Origin of the sequence: Micromonospora sp. NPDC020750 (assembly GCF_044334565.1) — a bacterium.
In the GTDB taxonomy this organism is placed as follows: domain Bacteria; phylum Actinomycetota; class Actinomycetes; order Mycobacteriales; family Micromonosporaceae; genus Micromonospora.
On the sequence record NZ_JBIRTH010000001.1, the window covers coordinates 454,682 to 478,657 of the forward strand.

The window sequence follows — 23,976 nt, forward strand, 5'->3', positions numbered from 1 at the left end:
ATCCGCGACAGCTAGCGCTCCGTCGCGCGGGGCCGGTCGGCCACTGCCGAGGTCGGCTCCGCCAGCTCCGGCGCCTGCGGCTGGCGGGGGGCCACCTCGACCTGCGCGGGAACGGCCAGCTCCTGGTCGGACACGCCCAGCTCGGCGAGCTTGCGGGCGCTGACCAGCACCCGCGCCTCCAGCGAGCCGACCGCCCGGTTGTACGCCGTCACCGCCCCGCCGAGCGACGCGCCGAGCTTGCCGACGTGGTCGCCAAGGGTGGACAGCCGGCCGTACAGCTCGCGGGCCAGCGAGTGCACCGCGACCGCGTTGCGGGCCAGCGACTCCTGCCGCCACGAGTACGCCACCGTACGCAGCAGCGCCACCAGGGTGGCCGGCGTCGCCAGCACCACGTCGCGGGCGAACGCGTGCTCCAGCAGCGTCGGGTCGCGCTGCAACGCCACGTCGAGGAACGGGTCGGCCGGCACGAACAGCACCACGAACTCGGGGGTCGAGTCGAACGCCGCCCAGTAGGACTTCGCGGCCAGCGCGTCGACGTGTGCCCGCAGGTGCTTCGCGTGCGCGTCGAGCTGGGTGTTCCGGCCCCGTTCGTCGCGCGCCTCCATCGCGGTCAGGTACGCGTCGAAGGGCGCCTTCGCGTCCACCACCACGGTGCGCCCGCCGTGCAGCCGGACCACCAGGTCGGGACGTACCCCCTGGTGGTCGGTGGCGGCGGTGACCTGCTCGTTGAAGTCGCAGTGCTCCAGCATCCCGGCGGCCTCGACGATCCGGCGGAGCTGGTGCTCGCCCCAGCGGCCCCGCACCTGGGGCGCGCGCAGCGCCGCCACGAGCTGCTTGGTCTCGGTACGCAGCTCGCCGGAGACGGTGTTCATCGCGCGGACCTGCTCGCGCAGTTCGGCGTACGCGTCGACCCGGACGTGCTCCAGGTCGGCGACCCGAGACTCGTAGCGCCGGAGGGTGTCGTGCAGCGGCGCGACCGCCCGGGCCACCGCCTCCTGGGACTGGGCGGTCGCCTCGTAGCTGAGCGCCCGCATCGACTGCTCCAGCCGCCCCTCGCCCTCCCGGGTCGCGGCGAGGGTGGCCTCCAGCCGGGCGATGTCGGCCGCCGCCCGGGAGCGGGCGGCGAACCAGCCCAGCGCGCAACCGGCGGTGAAACAGAACACCACCACGGCCAGCGTCGAGAAGCTCATCGTCAGAGCTTGCCAAACGCGTACGAGGTGACGACGCCGGGTACGTTCGAGAGCATGGAATTTCTGCTCGTGGTCATCCTGGTGGCGCTGCTCGTCGGCGGTCTCGTCTGGTGGCGCCGGGAGAGCGCGGCCCGGGCGGCCCGCAGCCTGGCCGACGCGCGCGCCGACGCCCAGCGCTGGTACGAACGCCTCGGTGGCCAGGTGATGAACCTGCACGGCGACGACCCGGCGGTGCGGCAGGCCCTGGTCGACGCCGGCGAGCGGTACAACGCGGCGGGCGGCCAGCTCGAGCAGGCCCGCACGGTCCACCAGTTCCGGCTGGCCCGGGAGACCGCCCTGGAGGGGCTGGCGTACGCCCGGGCGGCCCGGATCGCACTGGGCATCGACCCCGGCCCCGAGCTGCCGCCGCTGGCCTCCGCGCAGGGCGCCGGCCAGCTCACCCGGGAGCGCGAGGTCAACGTGCAGGGGCAGTCCTTCCGGGCCGGCCCGCAGCCGGGCCGGGCCACGCCCTACTACTACCCGGGCGGCCGGATGCAGGGGCGGCCGGTGCCGGCCGGCTGGTACTCGACGCCGTGGTGGAAGACCGCGCTCGGCGCGGGCGCCGGGGTGCTCGGCGGGATGCTGATCGCGGACGCGCTCTTCTCGCCGGCGTTCGCCGACCCGGGGTACGGCGCCGAGGCCGGCGGCCAGGAGGGCTTCGACGGCGGCGGTGACCAGGGCGGCGACTTCGGCGGCGGTGACCAGGGCGGCGACTTCGGCGGGGGCGGCGATTTCGGGGGCTTCGGCGGAGGTGACTTCGGCGGGGGCGATTTCGGGGGCGGCGACTTCTGACGCCGGGCACGCCCTGCCCGACGTGCCCGTGCCCGTGCCACTGACACCGACCGCGCGTGAGGAAGGTCCCCTGCCGGGGGAGATGCGCCGGCGGGGGACCTTCCTGGCGTCTCAGCCGGTGTTGCGCATGCCGGCGGCGATGCCGTTGACCGTGGTCAGCAGGGCCCGCTCCAGGGCCGTCCCGTCGCTGGGGGCGCGCCGGCCGCCCGGGGCGGTGGCCACGGCCCGGCCGGCCGCGCCCGAGTCCCGGTACTGCCGCAGCAGCGCCACCTGGAGGTGGTGCAGCGGCTCCAGGTAGGTGTCCCGCACCGCGAGGGTGCGCTGGAGCACCGGCGAGTTCTCCAGCAGGGCCGGCGAGGAGGTGATCGCCAGCACCTCCTGCTTGGTCAGCTCGTACTCCTGCTCGATCTTGTTGAAGATCGGGTGCAGCTTCTTGGGCACCAGGGTCTCGACGTACCGGCGGGCGATGCTCAGGTCGGTCTTGGTCAGCATCATCTCGACGTTCGACAGGAACGTGCGGAAGAAGTGCCAGTTGCGGTGCATCTCGGCGAGCACGTCCTCCAGGCCGGCCTCGCGCGCCGCCGCCAGCCCGGAACCCACCCCGAACCAGCCGGGCACGATCTGCCGGGTCTGGGTCCAGCCGAACACCCACGGGATGGCCCGTAGCCCGGCCAGGCCGGCCCCGGTGTTGGGCCGCTTCGCCGGGCGGGAGCCGATGTTCAACGCGCCCAGCAGCTCGGTCGGGGTGGACGCCCAGAAGTACTCCGGCAGGTCCGGGTCCTCCACCAGCGACCGGTACGACCGGAACGCCGCGTGGGAGACCACGTCCATCGACGCGTCCCAGCGTTCCAGCATCTCGGCGGGCTGCCGGGGCGCGGTGTGCAGCAGGGTCGCCTGGAGCACCGCGGCCACGGTCAGCTCCAGGTTCTCCCGGGCCAGCGCCGGCAGGGTGTACTTGTCGGAGATGACCTCGCCCTGCTCGGTCACCTTGATCGCGCCGTCCAGGGTGCCGTACGGCTGGGCCAGGATCGCGTCGTGGGTGGGGCCGCCGCCGCGCCCGACGGTGCCGCCCCGGCCGTGGAACAGCCGCAGGTGCACCCCGTGCCGGGCGGCCACGTCGCGCAGCGCCCGCTGGGCCCGGTGGATCGACCACTGGCTGGTGGTGATGCCGGCCTCCTTGTTCGAGTCGGAGTAGCCCAGCATCACCTCCTGCACGTCGCCCCGGGCCGCCACCAGGGCCCGGTACGCGGGCAGCGACAGCAGCTCGTCCAGCAGCTCGCCGCCGGAGTCCAGCTCCGCCGGGGTCTCCAGCAGCGGCACGATGCCGATCCGGGCCCGGCCGCTGTGCACGTCGACCAGCCCGGCCTCGCGGGCCAGCACCACCGCCGCGAGGACGTCGTCCACGCCGAGGGTCATCGAGATGATGTACGACTCGATGACCTCGGAGCCGAACCGGTCCTGCGCCTCGCGGATCGTGCCGAACACGTCGAACGTCTTGCGGGCGCTCTCGGTCAGCGGGGTGTCGAGCGTCGACAGCGGCCGGCGGCCGGTCAGCTCGTCGGCGAGGAGCTTGGTCCGCTCGAGGCGGCTCAGCGACGGGTAGTCGGACACCTCGCCGACGGCCGCGTAGAGCTGGGTGAGCACCTCGTGGTGCTTCTCGGCGTGCTCCCGCACGTCCATGGTCGCCAGGTGCATCCCGAACGCGGACACCGTGCGGATCGTGGAGGCGAGGTGGCCGACGGCGGTGAGCTTGCCGGAGTTGCGGGCCAGCGAGGCGCGCAGCAGCTCCAGGTCGGCGACCAGCCCGGCCGAGCCCCGGTAGTCCCGGCCCGGCACGTGCGGGGTGCCCCGGCGCAGCCGCTCCCGGGTGTTGGCCAGCTTCGCCTTCACGCACCGGGCTTTCAGCCGGTACGGCTCCTCGGCGTTGACCCGGCGGAACCGGGCCGCCACCTCGGGCAGCGCGTCGAGGTCGGCGGCGAGGCTGGCGGAGAGGTCCAGCGACACCCCGCGCAGCCGGCGGGAGACGGACACCTCCTTGATCAGGTGCTCCATCGCCGCCTCGGTGGCCGCGATGCCGTGCTCGTGCTGGATCTGCAGGACCTCCCGGGTGACCGCCGGGGTGACGAACGGGTTGCCGTCCCGGTCGCCGCCGATCCAGGTGCCGAAGGTCAGCGGCCGGGACGTCGGCGCGGTCTCCACCCCGAGGGTGCGCAGCGTGTCGGCGAGGTCGTCGAGCACCTGCGGGGCGGCCTCGGCGTACAGGTCGCGCAGGTAGTAGATGGCGTTGCGGGCCTCGTCGGTCGGGTCCGGCCGGTCCAGCCGCAGCTCGTCGGTCTGCCACATCAGGTCCAGCAGTTCGGCGAGGCGCCGGTTCGCCGGCCCCTCGTCGCTGGCCCCGTAGAGGATCGCGTTGGCGGTCTCGGCGTCCAGCTCGTCGGCGATCGCCCGAAGCTTCGACAGGATCGACCGGCGGGCGGCCTCGGTCGGGTGGGCGGTGAACACCGGCCGGACCGCGAGCCGGCGGGCCGCCGCTGCGATCTCCTCGGCCGGCACCCCGCGCTCGGCGATCATCTTGGCCGCCTGGTCGAGCCAGCCGCCCTGCACCGCCCGGCGGCGGCGCAGGTCCCGGGCCCGGTGCACCTGCTCGGTGATGTTGGCCAGGTGGAAGTAGGTGGAGAAGGCCCGGGCCAGCTTGGTGCCGGTGGTCACGTCCAGCCCGCCGAGGCGCTGCGCGGCGGTGGGGACGTCGGAGCGGACCAGGGCGCGGATCTCCTCGACCAGGTCGAGCAGCGGGCGGCCCTCCTGCCGGGCGAGGGTCTGCCCGAGCAGCGTGCCGAGGCGGCGGATGTCGGCCCGCAGTGCGGCGTCGGGGCCGTCGTGGTCGTACTGGTCGGTCACGATGCGCTCCTTACGTGAGAACGAAGGACAGCGCTGTCCGACTTCCTGGATCGTATCCGCGCCGACCCATCGGGAAGGAAGGGGTCCTGCTCGTCCCTTTCCCTGGAATGCCCGGCTGCCGTCGCCGCCTTCACTCCACGGATCGGGTATCCGTGCTGGCGGGGGCGGTGGTACGCGGCCGGCGGGCGGTGCCGCGCCGGCCGCGTACCAGCGTGGCCGTGAGCAATCCCACGACGCCGAGCGCCGCCCAGAGCACCAGCCCGCCCACCGGCCAGGTCATCGAACGGCGGTCGAAGTAGACCGCCGACTTGATCAGGTCGGTGGTCAGTCCGGGCACGTTCCAGAGGTGCATCCCGCGCAGCAAGGTGGGCAGGAACTCCGGTGCGTAGACGCCGCCGGAGCCGGGGTTGCCGAGCACCACCAGCAGCAGGATGACGAGCCCGGTGCCGAGCAGCCCGAGCCAGCCCTGCACCGCGGCGGCGACCATCGCGGCGGCGAAGACGGCCAACGCCCCGACCGCGGCGACCGCCGGCACGTCGTGGTCCCACACGTCCAGCCCCGGCCCGACGATCAGCGCGCCCACCACACCGAGCACCACCGCGTACGCGGCGAGGGCGGCGATTCGCAGCCCGGCGCGGGCGAGGCTCCGGGGCGCGGTGCCGGTCTTCAGGCCCAGGGCGGTGGAGGCGAGGTAGCCGCCCAGCACGTAGCCGACCGCGAGGTAGAACGGGACGAGGCCGCGCGGGTCGTTCGGAGTGACCGGTACCTCGTCGGTGACCTGGAGCGGCAGGTTCGCCTGCCGGGCGGTCTGGCCGAGCACCTGCTCGACCACCTCGGTGGCGGCCGGCGCGGAGGCGCTGGCGGTGGCCAGGCGCAGCCCGCCCTCGGGCGTGGAGGTGAGCACCGCGTACACCTCGCGGGCGGTCAGCCCGTCGTCGGCAGCCTCGGCGTCGCCGTACTCGACGGGCTCGATCGTGTCGGTCCGGCCGCGCACGGCGGCCATGACGGCCTCGGCGTGCTGGTCGCCGACGACCACCCCGACCGGCAGGTCGCGGGGCGTGGGCTGGTGCAGCGCGCCCACGTACGCGGCGATGAACGCGGCGGCCAGCGCCAGCGTGCCGACCAGCAGGGCGGCGGCGCGGGGCAGCCAGTCGCGCACCGGGATGTCCGGCTCCTCGTCCACGTGGCCAGCCTAGGGGTGATAATCCCGTTTTGGGGCGTTTCGCCGGGCCGTGGCACCGGGCCGTGGTGCCGGGCTGGGCCGCCGTGACCCGGGCGCTCGCCGCCTATTGCCCGGCCGCGGTGGTCGTCTTCGACGTCGATCTCGGCCACACCGACCCACAGTTGATCATCCGGTACGGGGAGAGTCCGTCGTCGACTCCGTGCAGCGCCGGATCAGCGTGCGCTACCGACCGTCGGGCTCCCGCACGAACACCCCGGCGCCCGGGGCGCCCTCGACCAGCCCGCGAGCCTTGAGCCAGTCGATCGCCGAGCGGACCACCTGGCGGGAGACGCTGAACTCGGCACACAGTTCCGTGCCGGAGGGCAGCTTTGCTCCCGGTGGATACTCGCCCGACTCGATGCGCTCGGTCAGGGTCTCGATGAGTCGTTGTTTCTTCGTGTACGCAGGCATGGGCTTACTTCCGTGGCAGGTAAGGCCATGTGATCACGGTTGGTGCGAAGCGTCAATGAAAAGTGCGCTCAGGTACTGGCCTAACATGACAGGTAGTGCTAGCTTTGTGGCGGGCAACCGTGGCAGGTTCTGCCTACTGAACAAAGGGCGGCCCGGGGTGGAGGTGGCACTCCGCTCCCCAGGCCTTGACCGGGAAGGAGCCCGGCCCATGAGCAACCTACCGAACCATCCCCACCCGTCCTGGTGTCTTCGCGGCGCCGATTGCGCCGTGTCGGGTGGCTGCACCTGTCCCACCTGATCGACGCGGCGGTCCGCGGCGACGAGGTGTTCCAGGTGCGACTCGGCCTGTGGCGGATGGACGTCGGACCCACCCCGCCGTCCGGTCTGCTGCTCGAACTCTCCGCCGGCGAGCACGTCGAGCGCTGGCCGATCGACCGGGCGCAGTCGCGTGCGCTCGCCCGCATCTCCCGGCGGTTGCTGGCGGGTCTCAGTTCCGGCGCGATGCGGGCTGCCTGACGGCCGGCTCGACATTGGCAAGGTCAACTCAAGATGCGTGACATCGAGGTGGCTGCGCGGCGGAAGACCTCGATGTGCGGGATCTGTCGCTGATTTCGGAAGCGGGTGGTGGTCAGGCGTCGAGGACGGCGAACGCGCGTACCGGGAAGGTGCCCATCCCGGCCACCCTCGGCGGCGCGGCGGTGAACCGGAAGCCGGTCGGGGGCAGCGCGTCCAAACCGGTCAGGTGCTCCACGATCGGGATCCCGGCCGCCAGCAGGCCACTGTGCGCCGGGCGCTCACCCCGAGCTGCCGGGCTCATGTCGTCGATGTTGATCGAGTCGATGCCGACGAGGGCCACCCCCGCCTCGACCAGCCACGCCGCGCCGTCCCCGGTCAGATACGGCGCGTCCGGGGACGCGTACCGGTCGGTGCCGAAGTGCGCGGACCAGCCGGTGTCCAGCAGCACCGCCCGCCCCGCCACCTCGTACGGGGCGAGCAGCAGGCGGTCCACCGCGCGGGTGCCGGCGGGCACCCGGACCACGATTCCCGGCAGGTCGGCGAGGCGGTCCAGCGGGACGCCGGTGAGATCGGGGCCGTTGGCCCACCGGTGCGCGGGCGTGTCCAGGTACGTGCCGGTGTTGGCGATCATGTCGATCCGGCCGACCTGGAACTCCGTGCCCTGGGCGTAGTTCGCCCGGGACGCCTCCCGGGTCAGCCACTCGGTGATCCTGGGCGTCGGCCAGCCGGGCAGCGTGGTCATGCCGTCGCTGATCACGTGGCTCAGCTCGAGCAGCAGCCGCTCCCCCGGTGCCGGGCCGGCGGTACCCCGGCCGCCCCGGTGCGGCTCCTCGACGACCTGCTTCTCTCGGATCCGCACCTCGGCCACCATGAGCAGCCCGAGGTGCCGGACGAACAGCGCGGCCAACTCGTCGTCGCCGATGTCCTGCCCCGGAATGTCGAGCCGGAACCCCTCCGTCCGCAGGCTCCCGCCATTGGCAAAGGTCACCTCCGCGTCGAACCGCGCCCGCCACTGTCCCGTCATGCCTCGGACTCGACCACGCCCCGAAGCCGCCGGTCAAGATTGTTCCCGGCAAAGGCCAGGATCGCGCTTGATCACGGAAACAGCGGCCTCCCTCGCGACCGGCCCTCTATCTCCCCCCCCGGATCGAGCACGCCCCCGCCCTCGCCCCGCACCCCGCCCCGCCCCGCACCCTGTGCCGCCCCGCCCCGCACCCTGTGCCGCCCCGCCCCGCACCCTGTGCCGCCCCGCCCCGCACCCTGTGCCGCCCCGCCCCGCACCCTGTGCCGGGCGGCCCCGCACCCTGTGCCGGGCCGCGCCGGGCCGCGCCGCGCCGCCCGGCGGGGCAGGGCGGGTAGGCCTGCGGCAGATGGACGTCGCCCTCACCCCATACGCCCCCAGGCCGTGCAAATTCACGGAATTCGTGGCCTCGGGAGGGGTCTGACACCACTAATTCCGTGAATTTGCGCGCCCACGGGGGCTCGGGGTGGGTGGGTGGGGAGGGCGGGAGGGGGGTGGGGGTGGGGGGACGGGGATAGGGTGGGGTGTTGTCAACCCCCCGTCCGGGCCGGGCGTGGGGGAACTGTCGTGTGCCACGACCGCGTCGCTGGGAAGTGATCAGATTGCTCACCGGACTCTTCGCCGCCGCCCTGGCCGATCCCGGGCTGGCCCGGGCGCGTGACCTGGCGCGCTCCGGTGCCGCGCAGGTCGACGGGCTGGACCTGACCGCCCCGGCGGCACTGCGCCCGTTCGCCGTCGCCGCCGTCGCCGCCGACCCGGCCGGAGCCGCCGTACCCGACGGGAGGCCGGCCCCGGGTGCGGGGCCCGACGGGAGGCCGAATCTGGGTGCAGGGCCGGAGGGAGGGCCCGCCGGGGGCGCGGGGCGGCCCGTGCTGGCCGTGACCGCCACCAGCCGGGAGGCCGACGACCTGGCCTCGGCGCTGGGCAGCCTGCTCCAGGCCGAGCAGGTCGCCGTCTTCCCGTCCTGGGAGACGCTGCCGCACGAGCGGCTCTCGCCCCGCTCCGACACCGTCGGCCGGCGGCTGGCGGTGCTGCGTCGGCTCGCCCACCCCGACGCCGCCGACGCGCATGGGCGCGCCGGTCCGCTGCGGGTGGTCGTCGCGCCGGTCCGCTCGCTGCTCCAGCCGCAGCTCAAGGGCCTCGGTGACCTTGAGCCCGTACAGCTCGCGGTCGGCGACGAGGCGGATCTGGAGGACGTCGCCCGCCGGCTCACCGACATGGCGTACGCCCGGGTGGACCTGGTCACCAAGCGCGGTGAGTTCGCGGTGCGCGGTGGCATCCTCGACGTCTTCCCGCCCACCGACGAGCACCCGTCCCGGGTCGAGTTCTGGGGCGACGAGGTGGAGGAGATCCGCACCTTCGCCGTCGCCGACCAGCGGACCATCGAGGCCGTACCGCTGCTCTGGGCGCCGCCGTGCCGGGAGTTGCTGCTCACCCCGGCCGTGCGTAAGCGGGCCGCCGCGCTCGCCGCCGAGCACCCGGAGTTGGCCGAGATCCTGGACAAGCTCGCCGAGGGCATCCCGGTCGAGGGGATGGAGTCGCTGGCCCCCGCGCTGGTCGGCGCGGACTCGCTGGAGCTGCTGCTGGACTGCATGCCGGCCGGCACCCACGTGCTGCTCTGCGACCCCGAGCGCATCCGCACCCGGGCGCACGACCTGGTCCGTACCTCCGACGAGTTCCTCCAGGCGAGCTGGGCCGCCGCCGCCGTCGGGGGCCAGGCCCCGGTGGACCTCGGGGCCGCCGCCTTCAAGACCCTGGCCGACGTACGGGCGCACGCCCGCGCCCTGCGCCGGCCCTGGTGGACCCTCGCCCCGTTCGGCCTGGTGGAGGCGGACGCCACTGCCCCGGCTCCGCAGCCCTGGGAGGACGGGCCGACCGAGGTCGACGTCACGCCCGACGACGCGATCGCGGTGACCCTGGCCGCCCAGCCGGCCCCGCTGTACCACGGCGAGACCCCCCGCCTCGTCGACGACCTCAAGCGCTGGGCCGGGGAGGGCTGGTCGGTCGCGCTGGTCTTCGAGGGCCACGGCCCCGCCCAGCGGGCCGTCGAGGTGCTGGGCGACGCCGGCCTCGGCGCGCGGTTCGCCGAGGAGGTCCCGCACGCGCCCGAGCCCGGCGGCGTGCTGGTCACCTGTGGCGGCCTGACCAGCGGGTTCGTCGACGAGGCGTCCCGGTTCGCGCTGCTCACCGGCAACGACGTCACCGGCGGCCGGGGCACCTCGACCCGGGACATGCGCAAGATGCCGAGCCGGCGGCGCAACACCATCGACCCGCTGGAGCTGAAGGCCGGCGACCACGTGGTGCACGAGCAGCACGGCATCGGCCGGTACGTCGAGCTGGTGCAGCGCACCGTCAACGGCGCGTCCCGGGAGTACCTGGTCATCGAGTACGCCGCGAGCAAGCGCGGCCAGCCCGGCGACCGGCTGTTCGTCCCCACCGACCAGCTCGACCAGCTCTCCCGGTACGTCGGCGGCGAGCAGCCCACCCTGCACAAGATGGGCGGCTCGGACTGGCAGAAGTCCAAGGCCCGGGCCCGCAAGGCGGTCAAGGAGATCGCCGCCCAGCTCATCCAGCTCTACGCCGCGCGGAAGGCGTCCAAGGGGCACGCGTTCGGGCCCGACACGCCGTGGCAGCGGGAGCTGGAGGACGCCTTCCCCTGGCAGGAGACGCCCGACCAGTTGGCCGCCATCGAGGAGGTCAAGCGGGACATGGAACAGACCGTCCCGATGGACCGGCTGATCTGCGGCGACGTCGGGTACGGCAAGACCGAGATCGCGGTACGGGCGGCGTTCAAGGCGGTCCAGGACGGCAAGCAGGTGGCGGTGCTCGTGCCGACCACCCTGCTGGTGCAGCAGCACTACAACACGTTCGCCGAGCGGATGGGCCAGTTCCCGGTCGAGATCCGGCAGTTGTCGCGCTTCCAGACGCCGAAGGAGTCCGAGCGGACCCTGGAGATGGTCGCCGACGGCACCGTCGACATCGTGATCGGCACCCACCGGCTGCTCCAGACCGCCACCCGGTTCAAGTCCCTCGGCATGGTGGTCGTCGACGAGGAGCAGCGCTTCGGCGTCGAGCACAAGGAGCACCTGAAGACGCTGCGCGCCTCGGTCGACGTGTTGAGCATGTCGGCCACCCCGATCCCGCGGACGTTGGAGATGGCGATCACCGGCATCCGGGAGATGTCGACCATCGCCACCCCGCCGGAGGAGCGGCATCCGGTGCTGACCTTCGTGGGGGCGTACGACGAGCGGCAGGTGGCCGCGTCCATCCACCGCGAGCTGCTCCGCGACGGCCAGGTGTTCTACCTGCACAACCGGGTCGAGTCGATCGACAAGGCGGCGCGGAGGCTCCGCGAGCTGGTGCCCGACGCCCGGGTCGCGGTGGCGCACGGCCAGATGGGCGAGGACGCCCTGGAGAAGGTCATGGTCGGCTTCTGGGAGAAGGAGTTCGACGTCCTGGTCTGCACCACGATCGTGGAGTCGGGCATCGACATCCCGAACGCCAACACCCTGATCGTGGAGCGGGCCGACCTGCTCGGCCTGTCCCAGCTGCACCAGATCCGGGGCCGGGTCGGCCGGGGCCGGGAGCGGGCGTACGCGTACTTCCTCTACCCGCCGGAGAAGCCGCTCACCGAGCACGCCCACGAGCGGCTGGCCACCATCGCCCAGCACACCGAGCTGGGCGCCGGCATGTACGTGGCGATGAAGGACCTGGAGATCCGGGGCGCGGGCAACCTGCTCGGCGGTGAGCAGTCCGGCCACATCGAGGGCGTCGGCTTCGACCTGTACGTCCGGATGGTCGGCGAGGCGGTGCAGACGTTCAAGGGCGAGCGTCCCGAGGAGGAGGCCGACGTCAAGATCGATCTCCCGGTCGACGCGCACCTGCCGCACGACTACGTCTCGGTGGAGCGGCTGCGCCTGGAGATGTACCGCAAGCTGGCCGAGGCCCGCGACGACGAGCGGCTGCGCGAGGTGGTCGCCGAGATGACCGACCGGTACGGCGAGCCGCCCGCCCCGGTGCAGAACCTGGTCGCGGTGGCCCGGTTCCGGCTGCTGGTCCGCCGGTACGGCCTCACCGACGTCTCGATGCAGGGCAAGCACCTTCGGTTCGGCCCGCTGCCGCTGCCCGATTCGAAGCAGCTCCGGCTCAAGCGGTACCACCCCGACTCGGTCTACAAGTCCGCGAACGACCAGGTCAGCGTGCCCCGGCCGAGCACCCGCCGGATGGGTGGCGAGCCGCTGCGCGACCAGGCGCTGCTCCAGTGGTGCGCGCAGCTCCTCTCCGACGTGCTCGGCGATCCGGCCCCCGCGGCCCGGCCGGCCGGGACCGGCGCCCGGTGAGCCGGCTCGCGGGCCGGGGCGGGCCTCGGCGGGCCGGGCCGGGGGCGCAGCACGGGGCGTGGCGCGGCGCGCGCTGACCAGCGCCGGGCGGTGGGCGGCGTCATGGCCGGTGGGCACGCATGAGAGAGTGACGGACATGCGTGCTCGCCGTCTCATCGCCGCCGCCAGCGTCGCGGCCCTCGGTGCCCTCTCCCTCGGTGCGTGCGGGAAGTCCGCGCCGGACGTCGCCGCGTACGTCGGCGACACGAGGTACTCCGTCGACCGGGTGGACGAGATCTACGACAACGCCCAGGCGATGTATGCCGCCGCCGTGAGCGCCGAGGTCGGGCAGGCCGGGGCCACCCCGTCGCCGGAGCAGCTGCGCACCTCGGTGACCCGGCAGGACGTGCTGAACCTGCTGGTCAGCATCGATCTGGGCAAGCGGGTGGTTGCCGCGCAGGGCCTCCAGGTGCCCGACGAGGTCAAGCCGGAGCAGTTGGAGCAGCAGCTCCGGATCCCGGCCGCCGCCGAGTACGCGAAGCTGTGGGGCGAGTGGGTGGACATCTCCGCCGTGCTGGGCGCGAAGCTGCCCCCGGTCGAGGTGAGCGACAAGTCGATCATGGCTGTCTATGGCGCCATCGAGAAGACCGGGGCGATCCAGTCCGGGCTGAGCGTCGCCGAGGTCCGGCAGGCGTTCGGCGAGACCGGCGAGGGCGGCGGGGGCAGCTTCGTGCGCGGGGCCACCGCGCTCAGCTCGGCCCTCCAGGAGGAGGCGGAGAAGGCCGGCACCTCGATCCACCCCCGGTACCGGCCGATCGGCGTGCCGTCGGTGGTCAGCACCGGTCAGTCGCTGGTCTTCTACTCGCTGCCGTACATCGGCCAGGACGGCCCGGTCACCGACATCTCCACCCCCGAGGCCCCGGCCACGGAGTCGGCTGCCCCGGCGACCCCCGGGGTATGACGGCCCGGATCGTCCTGCTGGTCACCTCGCCCCGGCTCCCGGTCGGGCTGCTGACCGCCGCCGCCTGGGACGCCGTACGCGGCAACCCGGTGCTGGCCGGGGCGGAGAGCGAGCTGACCGCCGCGGTGCGGGCGGCGGGCGGCACGGTGACCGTGCCGGACGGCCCGGCGACGCAGGCGCTGCTGGAGGCGGCGGCGGCGCACGGCGCGGTGGTCTGGTTGGCCGGCCCGGTGGGCGACGAGACGCTGGCCCGGGAACTCGGGCTGCGGCTGGCCCGGGAGCCGGGCCTGGCCGAGCTGGAACTGATGTACGGCTCGTGGGACCCGCCCGGGGCCCGGCTGCTCGACGCCGTCGAGGTGATGGACCGGCTGGCCTCGCCCGGCGGTGACCCGTGGAAGCGGGCGCAGACCCACCGCAGCCTCGCCGGCTTCCTGATCGAGGAGTGCTACGAGGCGTACGACGCGATCGGCGCAGACGACACCGACGCGCTCCGCGAGGAGCTGGGCGACGTGCTGCTCCAGGTGCTGCTGCACGCCCGGCTGGCCGAGGAACTGCCCGAGGGCGAGCGGTGGAACGTCGACGACGTGGCCGGCGGCCTGGTGGACAAGATGGTCCGGCGCAACCCGCACGTCTTCGCCGACGACCGGGCCACCACCCTGGACGAGATCACCGCCAACTGGGAGCGGATCAAGCGGGCCGAGAAGGCCCGGGACTCGGTGCTGGACGGGATCGCGCCGAGCCTGCCCGCGCTCGCCCTGGCCAACAAGATCCTTGAGCGGGCCGCCCGCGTCGGCCTGGCCGTCCCGGTGCCCCTGGCAGACTCCCAGGTCGACCCGGAGGCGCGGCTCGGCGCGGGCCTGCTGGCCACGGTCGCGGCGGCCCGGGAGTCCGGCCTGGACCCCGAGGCGGCGCTGCGCCGCGCCGCCCTGGCGTACGCGGACGCCTTCCGCGCCGCCGAACGGGCCACCGGCACCGACTGACAGAGCCGGAGCGGGACCGGGCGCGGCAGGCCCCACCGGGCTGGACGGCGGCGTTCGGCCCGGCACGGAAGGCCGCACCGACGGCGGACGCCGGTGCCGGCTCCCCGCTAGGGTCGTCGCATGTCCTCCTTCGCACCCCGTGCCGAACGGATCGTCGACGCCCTGCTGGAGAGCCGGCCCGGCCTCGCCACGTCCGCCGGCGACCACCGGTGCGACGACCGGCTACCGGACCTGTCCGCCGCTGCCGTCGCCGCCGACCGGGAAATGCTCCGGGACGCCGCCGACGCGCTCGCCGAGCTGGACCCGGACGCTCTCGACGTCGAGGAGCGGGTCGACCACGCCCTGCTCACCGCCCTGGTCGACCGGGAGCTGTTCGAGGCCGACGAGATCCGGGCGCCCGAGTGGGATCCGCTGCTGTACAACCCGGGCCCGCTGCTGCACGCGCTGCTCGCCCGCCCGTACGCCCCGGCCGAGGTGCGGCTGACCAGCCTGGCCGGCCGGCTCGCGGCCGTACCGGACGCCCTGGCGACCGCGCGCGCGACGCTGCGGGACATGCCCCGGGTGCACGCCGAGACGGCGGTCGGGCAGTTCACCGGCACGGCGGCCCTGGTCCGCGACGAGGTGCCCCGGCTGCTGGCCGAGGTGCCCGCGCTGCACGACCGGGTGGAGCCGGCGGCGATCGCGGCGATCGCGGCGCTGGAGGAGTTCGTGGCCTGGCTGCGCATTGGCCTGGCGGCCGACGCCGGCCCGGGGCGCGACCCCCGGCTCGGCCGGCGGCGCTGGGAGGCCCGGCTCTGGCACACCCTCGACACGGAGCTGGGCGCCGCCGAGGTGCAGCGCCGAGCCTGGGCCAACCTGGACCGGGTCACCGCCGAGATCCGCGAGGCGGCCGTCGAGCTGGTCGGCGGCGCGGGCGACGACGGGGCGGTACGCCGGGCGCTGGACCTGCTGGCCGCCGAGCACCCCGACGACCACACCATCGTCGACCTGGCCTCGGTCACCCTCGACGAGGCGACCGACTTCGTCCGCGCCCGCGACCTGGTCACCCTGGTCGACGACCCGTGCGTGATCCAGGAGATGCCCCAGTTCGCCCGGGGCGTGGCGGTGGCGTACTGCGACTCGCCCGGCCCGCTGGAGACGGCGGACGTGCCGACGTTCTACTGCATCGCGCCCACCCCGGCGGACTGGCCGGCGGCGCGGGTCGAGTCGTTCTACCGGGAGTACAACGACCACATGATCCGCAACCTGACCGTGCACGAGGCGATGCCGGGGCACTTCCTCCAGCTCGCCCACGCCCGCCGGTACGACGGCCGCACCCGGGTCCGGGCGCTCGCCGAGTCCGGGACGTTCATCGAGGGCTGGGCGGTCTACACCGAGGAGCTGATGGCCGGCCTCGGCTTTGGCGGCCTGCCGGTGCGGCTGCAACAGCTCAAGATGCAGCTCCGGATGACCATCAACGCGCTGCTCGACCAGCTCGTGCACTGCGACGACCTGCCCGAGGCCGAGGCGATGGCGCTGATGATTGGCCGGGGCTTCCAGGAGGAGGGCGAGGCGGCCGGCAAGTGGCGGCGGGCGCTGCTCACCTCCACCCAGCTCTCCACCTACTTCGTCGGGTACAGCGAGATCGCGGAGATCGCCGCGCTGCGCCCCGACGGGGTGTCGGTGCGCGGGTGGCACGACGCGATGCTCGCCCACGACTGCCCGCCCCCGCGCCACCTGCGCACCCTGCTCGGCGTGTGACCGAGGGTTCCCCTGCCGACGACCGACCGTCGGCAGGGGAACCCACACCGGCCGGATCAGACGATTCTGAGCTGGGCCATCATCCCCATCGCGCTGTGGTCGACCATGTGGCAGTGGTACGGGTAGACGCCGCGCCAGGTGTCGAACGTGGCCTGGAGCCGTACGGTCTGACCGGGCCAGAGGAGCACGGTGTCCTTCAGGCCGGCCTCGGTGGGATCGGCCGGGGCGTTGCCCCGGTCGAGCACCCGGAACTGCACCAGGTGCATGTGGAAGTTGTGCGGCATGAGGGCGTTGGCATTCGTCACCGTCCACTCCTCAGTGCTGCCCCAGGCGACGGTGGTGTCGATCCGGGCCGGGTCGAAGACCTTCCCGTCGATGTACGCCTGGTGCCCGGTGCCGGGCTCGTCCATCCGCAGCTCGATGTTGCGCCGCACGGTCGGCGTGGGCAGTGGCGGCAGGGTGCGCAGCCGCTGCGGCACCGAGCTGCGGTCCGGCGCCGTGGCGCGTACGACGTCGAAGCGCATCACCTGGCCGACCTGCTCGGCCGGGCCGGGCCCCATCAGGTTCTGCAACACCACCGACGTGCCGGGCTGGTAGCGCGCGAAGTCGACCACCACTTCCAGCCGTTCGCCCGGCGACAGCAGCAGGTACGGCGTGGTGACCGGTGCCTCCAGCAGGCCACCGTCGGAGCCGATCACGGTCATCTCCCCGCCGTCCGCGAGCCGCAGCAGGAAGAACCGCAGGTTGCTGGAGTTGACCAGGCGGAAGCGGTAGCGGCGGGCCTGCACCTGGAAACGAGGCCAGGGCCGACCGTTGACCAGGAGGGTGGTCCGGTTGTCGGCGTCGTCCATCGTCCAGACGAGCTGGGCGTCGGCGTCCAGGTGCGCGTCGCGCAGCACCAGCGGGACGTCGAACGCGCCGCGGGGCAGCGGAAGCGCCGCCTCGGTGCGGTCGCTGAGCAGGTAGAGGCTGGACAGGCCGCGGTAGAGGTGTTCGGCCTCCATGTGGTGGGTGTGGTCGTGCATCCACAACGTGGCGTGCGGCTGCCGGTTGGGGTAGGTGTAGGTCCGCTCCCCGCCGGGCGGGATCGTGGCGTCACCAGAGCCGTCGTCACCGGGCGCGGTGGCGCCGCCGTGCAGGTGCACCGCGGTCGGCATGTTCAGCCGGTTGCGCTGCCGCACCACCACCCGCCGGCCCGACGTGGCACGGATCGTCGGGCCGGGCAGGTCGCCGTTGTACGTGTACACCTCCGTGCGGGAGCCCGGCAGGATCTCCAACCGCCGGCGGTGCATGGTGACCGAGTAGTAGTCGGTGGTGGCGGTCCGCAGCACCGGCCGCAGGGTCTGCGGCACGGTGAGCGGAACGGTGAACGGGGTCACGGCCGGGGCCGCCGACGTGGCGGGGGCCGCCGTGGCGGGAGCCGCGCCGACACGTCCGGCGAGGCTCACCAGGCCACCGGTTGCGCCGACGATGCCCGATGCCGCACCGAGGCGCAGCAGTTGACGACGAGTGGACACGGTGGTCCTTTCGTGGGAGGGGTGCGCGTCGTGGGAGAGGTCCGGGGAGGTTCCGGCCGACGCCGACGGCCCGTTGACCGGGCTGTTGCCCCCGGGGCACCGATGATGCCGGGAACACCGCCGTGAGGTGACCCCTATCATTCGGGTACCCCGATGCCCGCCGGGGGCCACCGCAGGGCCCTGCCGGTCAGGGCCGGAGGACCCCCTCCGCGGTCGGTCAGCCCGTCGGGCGGGCGGCGACGTGGTCGACCAGCCACCGGGAGATCGAGTACGCCGAGGGCAGCTCAGCCGGCAGCGCGTCGAGCGGGAACCAGCGGGCCTCCACCAGTTCCTTCCCGTCGACGACCGGCTCGACGGCCGGGTCGGCGGCGGCGGCGGTGAAGCCGGCCAGCAGTACCCCCGGCCCGGACACCGCCCAGGGCTGGCTGCCGAAGTAGGAGATCACGCCGAGGGTCAGCCCGACCTCCTCGCCGACCTCCCGGCGGGCCGCCGCCTCCAGCGACTCGCCGGCTTCCACGTACCCGGCGACCAGCGCCCACAGCTCCGGCGGTCCGTCCGCGTGCCGCACCAGCAGCAGCTCGTCGGGGCTGCCGGCCGGCCCGGGCCGGGTGATCGCCACCAGCACGGCGGCGGAGAGCTGCATCGGCACGTACAGGTCGCAGTCGGGGCACCGCCGGGACTGCTCGCCCGGCACGTCGGCCAGTTCGGCCCGGCACGCCCCGCACCATCGGTGGGTGCGCCGCCAGGTGAGCACGGCCAGCGCCCGGCCGGCCAGGTCGGCCAGGGGGGCGGGCAGCTCGGCGGCCAGCGTCCGCCAGCTGTGCCAGCGGCCCGGGAGGGCCTGCTCGTCGGCCAGTTCGACGCCCCAGGCGGGCACCTCGTCGAGGGTGCCCAGCGGAACCCAGGCGCTGTCGGCGGGCAGCTCGGCCACCCGGGGGAACCGGCCGCCGGGGCCGGTCAGCAGCTTCCGTCCGGCGACCGCCAGGGCGAGGTCCCCGGGCTGCGGCGGCCCGGCCCGGTCGGCCCCCGGCACGAACCCGCCCCGGCGGGGCGTCGGCGGGGTGGTCACGAGCCGGCGGAGCGGCGGTCGACGACGACGGCCCCGGTCGGCAGTTCGAAGCTCGCCCCGTCGACCGTGTCGCTGTAGCGGGTCAGGGCCAGCTCCGTCGGCCGGCCGTCGAGCTCGCCGGTGAAGCTGCCGAGCACGCCCTCCGTGGTCACGCAGGCGGTGAAGTCGCCGGCCGACCGCTGCACGTTGACGCAGGTCGCTTGGTGCCCGGCGAGGGTGGTGCCGCTCTGGGCGACGACCGCCTCCGGGTCGAGCGCGGCCTCGGCGAGCAGCCCCACCACCACCGGCGGGGTGACCAGACCGCGCTGCTCGGCCTCGGTGAACAGGACCACCGAGGGCTTCGCGGTGGTCACGGGAGGGGCGAGCAGGGTACACACGGTCCGGCCGGTGCCGGTCTCGCACCGGGTGGTGGCCTCGGCGGCGACGGTCAGCCTCCCACCCGGCCAGGCGTACACCGAGCGGGCCGGGTCCTGGGTCTGGGCGATGGAGGTGGCCTGGCCGCCGGAGATCTGGTAGTCGGCCGCGTAGGTCAGCTCCAACGCCCGGTCCAGCCGGGCGGCGATGTCGTTGACCAGGTCCGATCGCCCGAACGCCCGGCCGGCGTCGTCCAGGGCCTGACAGCCGGTCACGGATAGTGACGCGATGGCCGACAGGGCGAGCGCGCGGAGCGTGGTCGAGACGGCGGGCATGGCGACCAGCCTTGTCGACCGGTCCACGTCGCGCAAACCGGTTGCCGGTTGAGGGCCGAGAATCCGGGAATGTCCGACGTCCACCCCCGGGGCCGGTGCGCCGGGCGACGCGGGGCGCCGAGCCCCCGCCCGATACGCTGCGTTCAACACCTGCCCCAGCCGCACCGTCGCGGCCCATACCGGACCGGAACCACACATACGAGGAGCGACTCAGTGGCAACCATCGAGGGAATCGTCGCCCGGGAGATTCTCGACTCGCGGGGCAACCCGACGGTCGAGGTCGAGGTCGGGCTCGACGACGGCACGATCGCCCGCGCCGCGGTGCCGTCCGGCGCCTCCACCGGCGCGTTCGAGGCGGTCGAGCTGCGCGACGGTGACGCCGACCGCTACCAGGGCAAGGGCGTCGAGAAGGCGGTCTCGAACATCGAGGACCGGATCGTCGACCAGCTCATCGGGTACGAGGCCAGCGAGCAGCGGCTGATCGACCAGAAGATGCTGGACCTCGACGGCTCCGACAACAAGGGCGAGCTGGGCGCGAACGCCATCCTGGGCGTCTCGCTGGCCGTGGCCAAGGCGGCGGCCGGCAGCGCCGAGCTGAGCCTCTTCCGCTACCTGGGCGGCCCGAACGCGCACCTGCTCCCGGTGCCGATGATGAACATCCTCAACGGCGGGGCGCACGCGGACTCCAACGTCGACATCCAGGAGTTCATGATCGCGCCGATCGGCGCGCCCAGCTTCCGCGAGGCGCTGCGCTCCGGCGCGGAGGTCTACCACGCGCTGAAGTCCGTGCTGAAGAAGAAGGACCTCTCCACCGGGCTCGGCGACGAGGGCGGCTTCGCCCCGAACCTGCCCACCAACGCCGCCGCGCTGGACCTGATCGCCGAGGCGGTCGAGAAGGCCGGTTACCGGCTCGGCACCGACATCGTCTTCGCCCTCGACGTGGCCGCCACCGAGTTCTTCGACAACGGCACGTACACCTTCGAGGGCGCGGCCAAGTCCGCCGAGGAGATGAGCAACTACTACACCAAGCTCGCGGGTGACTACCCGATCGTCTCCATCGAGGACCCGCTGGCCGAGGACGACTGGAGCGGCTGGGCCACCCTGACGGCTGCCCTGGGCGACCGCATCCAGATCGTCGGCGACGACCTGTTCGTGACCAACCCGCAGCGCATCGCCCGGGGCATCGCGGAGCGGTCCGCCAACGCCGTGCTGGTGAAGGTGAACCAGATCGGCTCGCTCACCGAGACCCTCGACGCGGTCGAGCTGGCCCACCGGGCCGGCTTCAAGTGCATGATGAGCCACCGTTCCGGCGAGACCGAGGACACCACCATCGCCGACCTGGCGGTGGCCACCGGCTGCGGTCAGATCAAGACCGGTGCCCCGGCCCGCTCCGACCGGGTGGCCAAGTACAACCAGCTCCTGCGGATCGAGGAGGAGCTGTCCGACGCGGCGCGGTACGCCGGGGCGGGCGCGTTCCCGCGTTACCGTTCCGCCTGAGAACGCCCAGTTAGCCTCGGGGGAGGGGTGTGACGATGCAGCAGCGCCGCACACCGGGTGGTCAGCGTCCCGCCCGCCGGCCGGGTAGCACCGGCCGACCGGGCGGGGCCCGCGCCCGGGCGTCGGTCCGCGACGGCGTCCGCGCGGAGGCGCGCACCGCCGGCCGGTCGCCCGGCTCGGCCCGCGCCGCCGACCAGGTTCGTTCCGCGAACCGTCCCGCCGCAGCCCGGCGCACGGCGGCCGGCGGCAGCGTGAAGCGGCTCTCCGCGCCCCACCCCCGACGCTTCACCGGGCGGGCCACCGTGCTCTTCGCGGTGCTGATCGCGCTCGCCCTCGCCTACACCTACCCGGTCCGGGTCTACCTGGACCAGCAGGCGGACATCGAGCGGATGGAGGCGTCCCAGGCCGCCCAGCGGCAGTTGATCGCCGAGCGCTCCGTCGAGGCGGCCAAGTGGCAGGACAAGGAGTACATCCGCATCCAGGCCCGGGAGCGGTTCTACATGGTCTACCCCGGCGAGGTCCCGGTCATCGTGCTCAACGACCCGGCCGGCGCGGCCCGGGACGCGAGCGGCGGGAAGGCCCCCGCCCGGCCGCAGACCCCCGACCCCTGGTACGACACCCTGTGGTCGAGCGTGCGGGCCGCGAACGCCGACCGTCCCGGCCAGTGAGCGCAGCACCACCAGAGCACCGACGAAAGATGGGCACCGTGACTGTCGTACCCCCGCAGCACCCGGCGGCGGACTCCGTACCCCCGCCGGAGCGGGAACCGGCCACCGAGCGCGACCTGGCCGCGGTGGCCGCCCAGCTCGGACGCACCCCGCGCGGCACCCGGGCGGTGGCCCACCGCTGCCCCTGCGGCCTGCCCGACGTGGTGGAGACGACCCCGCGCCTGACGGACGGGACGCCCTTCCCGACGCTGTTCTACCTGACCTGCCCCCGGGCGACCTCCGCGTGCAGCCGGCTGGAGTCGGCCGGGCTGATGAAGGAGATGGCCGAGCGGCTGGCCACCGACCCGGAGCTGGCCGCCCGGTACCGGGCGGCGCACGAGGACTACCTGGCCCGCCGGGCCGCGATCGGCGAGGTGCCGGAGATCGCCGGCATCTCGGCCGGCGGTATGCCCGGCCGGGTGAAGTGCCTGCACGTGCACCTCGGCCATGCCCTCGGCGCGGGCCCGGGGGTCAACCCGCTCGGCGACGAGACGTTGGCGCTGGTGGAGAAGTGGTGGGCCGCCGGCCCCTGCGTGGACGTGCCGGCGGACGAGTGACCACGCCGGCGTCCGACGAACTCGTGGTGCGCCGTGCCCGCACCTCCGACGTGCGGGGCATCCGGCGGCTGGTGGACACCTACACCGACGGCCGGCGGCTGCTCAGCAAGGCCACCGTCACCCTGTACGAGGACGTGCAGGAGTTCCGGGTGGTGGCCGACGGCGACGGCGCGGTGGTCGGCTGCGGTGCGCTGCACGTGATGTGGGAGGACCTGGCCGAGATCCGCACGGTCGCCGTGGACCCGGCGTACCGGGGCCGGCAGCTCGGCCACCGGATCGTCGGCGAGCTGATCGACGCGGCCCGGGAGATCGGGGTGGCCCGGATCTTCGTGCTCACCTTCGAGACCCGGTTCTTCGCTTCGTTCGGCTTCGCCGAGATCGACGGCGCGCCGGTGCCGCAGCCGGTCTACGAGCAGCTGCTGCGCTCGTACGACGAGGGCGTCGCGGAGTTCCTGAACCTGGAGCGGGTCAAGCCCAACACCCTCGGCAACACCCGGATGCTGCTGCGCCTCTAAGCCCTTGATCACCCCGGTCATGCTGTCCTGGTGAGCGTCGTTCGTCGGGTCTGCGCGGTGCTGCTGAGCGCCGCCGCCCTGCTCGGGGTGGTACGCCTCGTCGCGCCGGCCACCGCCGGCCCGGAAGGCGAGCCGCCGGGGGTGGCCCGACAGCTCGCCTTCCTGCGCGCCGCGCTCGACGACGGCGCGGGCTCCGACGCCCAGGCTCTCTTCCCGGAGGGGTGGTTCTTCGCCCACGCCCTGTACGGGCTGGCCCGGGTCGAGCTGGGCCTGCGCGAGCCGGCCGGCCTGCGGGAGTCGGCCCTGCGCGAGGCCCGGTGGGCCCTGGCCCGACTGGAGTCGCCGGACGGCACCGCACCGTTCGACCCCGGCCTGACCCCCGCGTACGGGATCTTCTGGCAGGGCTGGACGAACTGGCTGCGCGGCGGCGTGCTCGCCCTGCAACCGGCGGACCGGCGCGACCCGGCCGAGGTGGCCCGGTTCGCCGAGGCGTCGGCGGCCGTCGGGGCGGCGTTCGACGGGTCCGCCTCGCCGTACCTGGCCGCGTACCCGGGGCAGGCGTGGCCGGTGGATTCGACGGTGGCGATCGCCTCGCTGCGGCTGCACGACGCGCTGCTCCCGCCCCGCTTCGCCGGCACCGTGACGCGCTGGCTGGACGGGGTGCGACAGCGCCTCGACCCGGGGACCGGGCTGCTGCCGCACCGGGTGGAGTTGACCTCCGGTGCCCCGGCCGAGGTGGCCCGGGCCACGTCGCAGAGCATCATCCAGCGCTTCCTGGTCGACGTCGACCCGGCGTTCGCCCGCGAGCAGTACCTGCGCTTCCGGGAGCGGTTCGTGGCCACGCCGCTCGGGCTCGGCCCGGCCGTGCGCGAGTACCCGCACGGCATGGACGGGCCGGGCGACGTGGACTCCGGGCCGCTGCTGCTCGGGGTGAGCCTGTCGGCCACCGTGGTCACCCTCGGCGCGGCCCAGTCCCAGGGCGACGCCGCGCTCGCCGGGGCGCTGGCCAACTACGGCGACCTGGTGGGCCTGCCCGTCGACACCCCGTGGACCCGCCGGTACGCCCTCGGCGTCCTCCCGGTCGGCGACGCCTTCCTGGCCTGGTCGAAGACCGCCCGCCCGTGGGTGGCCGACCCGCCGGCCCCGCCCCCGGCCACGGTGCGCTGGTGGTGGCGGCTGCCGCTGCTGTCGGCGCTGCTGCTCGCCGGCGTGCTCCTGTGGCTGCCGGACCTGCTCCGCCTCGCGGGTCGCCGTCGATCATCGAGCGCCCGTCCGGCGGCGGGGCGGACGGCTGAGCCGGCCGGGGCGGGACGGCTGCCGTAGGGTTGCTGCCGTG

The 23,976-nt window shown here is 74.0% G+C and carries 19 protein-coding genes; 11 read left to right on the plus strand and 8 right to left on the minus strand.

From position 1 onward, the window contains the following. Positions 1 to 11: 11 nt before the first annotated feature. Complete coding sequence (locus ACH4T9_RS02230; RefSeq protein WP_396669377.1) at positions 12 to 1,190, minus strand: DNA recombination protein RmuC; 1,179 nt, start codon at positions 1,188 to 1,190, stop codon at positions 12 to 14. Positions 1,191 to 1,244: 54 nt separating this feature from the next. Between ACH4T9_RS02230 and ACH4T9_RS02235 the strand changes: the two genes are divergently transcribed. After that, the gene (locus ACH4T9_RS02235) at positions 1,245 to 2,021 is read left to right on the plus strand and encodes a hypothetical protein (RefSeq protein ID WP_396669378.1); all 777 of its coding nucleotides are present in this window, start codon (positions 1,245 to 1,247) and stop codon (positions 2,019 to 2,021) included. Positions 2,022 to 2,132: 111 nt separating this feature from the next. Here the strand turns inward: ACH4T9_RS02235 and ppc are convergent, their stop codons facing one another. From ppc to ACH4T9_RS02250, 3 genes are all read right to left on the minus strand, one after another. Continuing rightward, on the minus strand, positions 2,133 to 4,919 hold the full coding sequence (gene ppc / locus ACH4T9_RS02240; protein WP_396669379.1) for a phosphoenolpyruvate carboxylase: 2,787 nt from the start codon (positions 4,917 to 4,919) through the stop codon (positions 2,133 to 2,135). Between the two features lie 130 nt (positions 4,920 to 5,049). Beyond that, positions 5,050 to 6,102 (minus strand): hypothetical protein, encoded by a 1,053-nt coding sequence (locus ACH4T9_RS02245; RefSeq protein ID WP_396669380.1) that lies wholly within the window; start codon positions 6,100 to 6,102, stop codon positions 5,050 to 5,052. A 222-nt stretch (positions 6,103 to 6,324) separates the two neighbouring features. Continuing rightward, entirely contained in the window at positions 6,325 to 6,552 is a 228-nt protein-coding gene (locus ACH4T9_RS02250; protein ID WP_396669381.1) for a winged helix-turn-helix domain-containing protein, read from the minus strand. A 261-nt stretch (positions 6,553 to 6,813) separates the two neighbouring features. Here ACH4T9_RS02250 and ACH4T9_RS02255 point away from each other — a divergent pair, with 261 nt between their 5' ends. Beyond that, positions 6,814 to 7,068, plus strand: a complete 255-nt coding sequence (locus ACH4T9_RS02255) for a hypothetical protein (RefSeq protein WP_396669382.1) — start codon at positions 6,814 to 6,816, stop codon at positions 7,066 to 7,068. 112 nt (positions 7,069 to 7,180) lie between these two features. On the opposite strand, the gene ACH4T9_RS02260 is transcribed toward ACH4T9_RS02255, so the two are convergent. Next, entirely contained in the window at positions 7,181 to 8,092 is a 912-nt protein-coding gene (locus tag ACH4T9_RS02260; protein ID WP_396669383.1) for a cyclase family protein, read from the minus strand. Between the two features lie 599 nt (positions 8,093 to 8,691). Here ACH4T9_RS02260 and mfd point away from each other — a divergent pair. The 4 genes from mfd (at position 8,692) to ACH4T9_RS02280 (ending at position 16,089) form a co-directional block, all read left to right on the plus strand. Continuing rightward, positions 8,692 to 12,429: a transcription-repair coupling factor gene (gene mfd, locus ACH4T9_RS02265; RefSeq protein ID WP_396669384.1), complete on the plus strand. Its 3,738-nt coding sequence runs from the start codon at positions 8,692 to 8,694 to the stop codon at positions 12,427 to 12,429. A 136-nt stretch (positions 12,430 to 12,565) separates the two neighbouring features. Beyond that, positions 12,566 to 13,369, plus strand: a complete 804-nt coding sequence (locus tag ACH4T9_RS02270) for a hypothetical protein (protein WP_396669385.1) — start codon at positions 12,566 to 12,568, stop codon at positions 13,367 to 13,369. Next, positions 13,366 to 14,349, plus strand: a complete 984-nt coding sequence (locus ACH4T9_RS02275) for a nucleoside triphosphate pyrophosphohydrolase (RefSeq protein ID WP_396669386.1) — start codon at positions 13,366 to 13,368, stop codon at positions 14,347 to 14,349. The genes ACH4T9_RS02270 and ACH4T9_RS02275 overlap by 4 nt, the downstream gene beginning before the upstream one ends. Positions 14,350 to 14,469: 120 nt before the next feature. After that, a complete protein-coding gene (locus ACH4T9_RS02280; protein WP_396669387.1) occupies positions 14,470 to 16,089 on the plus strand; it encodes a DUF885 domain-containing protein in 1,620 nt (539 codons plus the stop codon). 56 nt (positions 16,090 to 16,145) lie between these two features. Here ACH4T9_RS02280 and ACH4T9_RS02285 read toward each other — a convergent pair whose 3' ends face one another. The 3 genes from ACH4T9_RS02285 to ACH4T9_RS02295 form a co-directional block, all read right to left on the minus strand. After that, complete coding sequence (locus ACH4T9_RS02285) at positions 16,146 to 17,606, minus strand: multicopper oxidase family protein (protein WP_396669388.1); 1,461 nt, start codon at positions 17,604 to 17,606, stop codon at positions 16,146 to 16,148. Between the two features lie 217 nt (positions 17,607 to 17,823). Beyond that, positions 17,824 to 18,675: an NAD(+) diphosphatase gene (locus tag ACH4T9_RS02290; RefSeq protein ID WP_396669389.1), complete on the minus strand. Its 852-nt coding sequence runs from the start codon at positions 18,673 to 18,675 to the stop codon at positions 17,824 to 17,826. Then, positions 18,672 to 19,364, minus strand: coding sequence for a hypothetical protein (locus tag ACH4T9_RS02295; RefSeq protein WP_396669390.1), 693 nt, complete (start codon positions 19,362 to 19,364; stop codon positions 18,672 to 18,674). The genes ACH4T9_RS02290 and ACH4T9_RS02295 overlap by 4 nt, the downstream gene beginning before the upstream one ends. Positions 19,365 to 19,577: 213 nt before the next feature. Between ACH4T9_RS02295 and eno the strand changes: the two genes are divergently transcribed. Genes eno through ACH4T9_RS02320 form a run of 5 tightly spaced genes read left to right on the plus strand, consistent with a single transcriptional unit; the run spans position 19,578 to position 23,963 of the window. Then, complete coding sequence (eno, locus tag ACH4T9_RS02300; protein WP_396669391.1) at positions 19,578 to 20,861, plus strand: phosphopyruvate hydratase; 1,284 nt, start codon at positions 19,578 to 19,580, stop codon at positions 20,859 to 20,861. Between the two features lie 35 nt (positions 20,862 to 20,896). Next, positions 20,897 to 21,529, plus strand: a complete 633-nt coding sequence (locus ACH4T9_RS02305) for a septum formation initiator family protein (protein ID WP_396669881.1) — start codon at positions 20,897 to 20,899, stop codon at positions 21,527 to 21,529. A 38-nt stretch (positions 21,530 to 21,567) separates the two neighbouring features. Further along, the gene (locus ACH4T9_RS02310) at positions 21,568 to 22,125 is read left to right on the plus strand and encodes a DUF501 domain-containing protein (protein ID WP_396669392.1); all 558 of its coding nucleotides are present in this window, start codon (positions 21,568 to 21,570) and stop codon (positions 22,123 to 22,125) included. Beyond that, positions 22,122 to 22,640 carry an amino-acid N-acetyltransferase gene (locus tag ACH4T9_RS02315; RefSeq protein WP_396669393.1) on the plus strand — a complete coding sequence of 173 codons (519 nt, stop codon included), beginning with the start codon at positions 22,122 to 22,124 and terminating at the stop codon, positions 22,638 to 22,640. The genes ACH4T9_RS02310 and ACH4T9_RS02315 overlap by 4 nt, the downstream gene beginning before the upstream one ends. A gap of 30 nt (positions 22,641 to 22,670) precedes the next feature. Then, positions 22,671 to 23,963 (plus strand): hypothetical protein, encoded by a 1,293-nt coding sequence (locus ACH4T9_RS02320; RefSeq protein WP_396669394.1) that lies wholly within the window; start codon positions 22,671 to 22,673, stop codon positions 23,961 to 23,963. Positions 23,964 to 23,976: the final 13 nt, after the last annotated feature.